This is a genomic window from Cellulomonas citrea, assembly GCF_009829685.1.
Lineage (GTDB): Bacteria > Actinomycetota > Actinomycetes > Actinomycetales > Cellulomonadaceae > Cellulomonas > Cellulomonas citrea.
Genome location: NZ_VWSD01000252.1, coordinates 1 through 2,432 on the forward strand (window position 1 = coordinate 1; position 2,432 = coordinate 2,432).

A 2,432-nucleotide genomic window follows, 5' to 3' on the forward strand; every position below is an offset into this window, starting at 1 on the left:
GCGTGAGCCGATCTTCACCGGCACGACCTCGGCACCCAGCAGCCGCATCCGAGCGACGTTGAGCGCCTGGCGGCGGGTGTCCTCCTCACCCATGTAGACCGTGCAGTCCAGGTCCATGAGCGCGGCGGCCGTGGCGGTGGCGACCCCGTGCTGACCGGCGCCGGTCTCCGCGATGACCCGGGTCTTGCCCATCCGCTTGACCAGGAGTGCCTGGCCCAGGACGTTGTTGATCTTGTGCGACCCGGTGTGGTTGAGGTCCTCGCGCTTGAGGAACACCCGGACTCCGTCGCCGACCGTCGCGGCGAACCGCGGCACCTCGGTGAGCGGGCTCGGGCGGCCGGTGTACGTGCGGTGCAGCCGGCTCAGCTCGGCGGCGAACGACGGGTCCACCAACGCCTTGTGGTACGCGGTCTCGAGCTCGTCGAGCGCCGCGACCAGCGCCTCCGGCACGAACCGACCCCCGAAGGAGCCGAAGTACGGCCCGGCGTGGCTGGCCAGCGGACCGTCCTGAACGTCCGCCTCGACCGGGGGCCGCCCGCTCATCGGCGCACCGCCCGCAGCGCCGGGTGCGACCCGGCCGCGACCAGGTCGGCCACCGACTTGCGCGGCGCGTCGTCGGTCACCAGCGCCTCGCCGACCAGGACCGCGTCGGCACCGGCACGGGCGTACTCGACGACGTCGTGCGGACCACGGACCCCCGACTCGGCGACCTTGACGACCGAGGACGGGATCGACGGCGCGACGCGGGCGAACGTCTGCCGGTCCACCTCGAGCGTCTTGAGGTCGCGCGCGTTCACGCCCACGACGCGCGCCCCGGCGTCCACCGCACGGGACACTTCCTCCACGTTGTGCACCTCGACCAGGGCGGTCATGCCCAACGAGTGCACCCGGTCCACCAAGGACGTCAGGACGGTCTGCTCGAGCGCCGCCACGATGAGCAGCACGAGGTCGGCGCCGTGCGCCCGGGCCTCCCACACCTGGTACGGCGTGACGATGAAGTCCTTGCGCAGCACCGGGATGTCCACCCGGGCGCGCACCGCGTCCAGGTCGGCGAGCGAGCCGCCGAACCGCCGGGACTCGGTGAGCACCGAGATCGCCGTGGCGCCGCCCGACTCGTAGTCGCCTGCGAGGGCCGCCGGGTCGGAGATGTCGGCGAGCGCACCCTTGCTGGGGCTCGACCGCTTCACCTCGGCGATCACCGTGACGGCGTCGTCGACCTTGAGCCTGGCCGGGCAGTCGATGGCCGACGGCCTGCGTTGGGCCATCGCCTTCAGGTCGTCCAGCGAGGTGCTCGCCTGACGGGCCGCGAGGTCTTCCCTGACCCCGGCCACGATGTCGTCCAGCACGGTCACGTCGATCGCCTCCCCACGCGGCTCCGCGGTCCGCAGCTGCTCACCACGCCCGCCGCGGCCCATCGTAAGGGTGACGCCGCACTCGGCCGACCACGGTCCACGCCGCGGGCGACCCTCACCTGGGCCCCAGCAGCAGGTGGGCCGCCGGCACGTTGCGTGCCACCCCGAAGGCCAGCACGACGGCGAGCAGCGCCCAGCCCACCCAGGCCGGGACGCGTCGGGCGGGCCGGTCAAGCACCTGTCGACGCAGCCACGCCGCCCAGACCAGCGCCACGGGACCCGTGGCCAGCACCCACAGCGGGTTCATCGCCCACGCGGCCGCGACCCGCCCGCGCAGTAGGTCCTCGGTCGCCCGCAACCCCCCGCACAGCGGGCAGTACAGACCCGTCAACGCGTACAGCGGGCAGAAGCCCCACGCACCCGACCGGGACGGGGAGTGCAGCAGCAGCGCTGCCGCAGCAGCGCCGGCCCCGGCAGCCACCGCGAGCGGAGGGCGCACCCGCGCCCACAGGCCGACGGGTGAGGCACCCGCCGACGATGCCGTCACCGGCTCAGTGAGCACCGGCCGTGCCGTCACGGGGCTGCCCGAACCCGGCGACCGACAGCACCTTGCCGACCACCAGCCCGAGCACGCTCACGCCCAGCCCGGCCCAGAACAACCAGGTGGCGGCCATCACGAGACCGATGCTCGCGATCAGGCCACCGGCGACCACGACCCATGTCGTGGTCCAGGCCGCGACCGTGCGCCCGTGGTTCGCCGGAGGCGGCCCCGCCGGGGGCTGGACGACCAGATCAGCGGGCACTGCGACGTCCTTCTCGGCCATGCAAGGTCACCCTTCCTCCGACGGTTCGACACACCCTAGCCGAGCCCGTCGCCGGACGGCTCCCCGCCCGTCTGGCTCGGGTCCACCCCCCGGGACAACGCGTCCCAGTCCGACCGTTCGTCGGGTGCCACGGTGCGCTCGTGCCGCCGGCTCGAGCCGGGCCAGCCGCGGCTCGCCCGCGCCAGACCGGCTCCGCACACCACGAGGAGCAGACCTCCGGCGGCCGCGAGCCAGGGCCAGGGCGTCGGGCTCGGCC

5 protein-coding genes are annotated in these 2,432 nt (G+C 74.0%); all 5 read right to left on the bottom strand.

Translation table 11 applies throughout. From position 1 onward, the window contains the following. The coding region (locus F2B26_RS15785) for a pyridoxal-phosphate dependent enzyme (RefSeq protein WP_159810976.1) at nt 1–543 on the bottom strand (543 nt) is incomplete at its 3' end. Further along, nucleotides 540–1,352, bottom strand: coding sequence for an indole-3-glycerol phosphate synthase TrpC (trpC, locus tag F2B26_RS15790; protein WP_159810980.1), 813 nt, complete (start codon nt 1,350–1,352; stop codon nt 540–542). The genes trpC and F2B26_RS15785, both read right to left, overlap by 4 nt. Before the next feature lie 115 nt (nt 1,353–1,467). Next, complete coding sequence (locus F2B26_RS15795) at nt 1,468–1,899, bottom strand: DUF2752 domain-containing protein (protein WP_235929716.1); 432 nt, start codon at nt 1,897–1,899, stop codon at nt 1,468–1,470. Between the two features lie 4 nt (nt 1,900–1,903). Further along, nucleotides 1,904–2,176, bottom strand: coding sequence for an HGxxPAAW family protein (locus tag F2B26_RS15800; protein WP_159810978.1), 273 nt, complete (start codon nt 2,174–2,176; stop codon nt 1,904–1,906). 35 nt (nt 2,177–2,211) lie between these two features. After that, nucleotides 2,212–2,432 (bottom strand): Trp biosynthesis-associated membrane protein (locus F2B26_RS15805; RefSeq protein ID WP_201292787.1); only part of this gene is annotated, 221 nt, incomplete at its 5' end.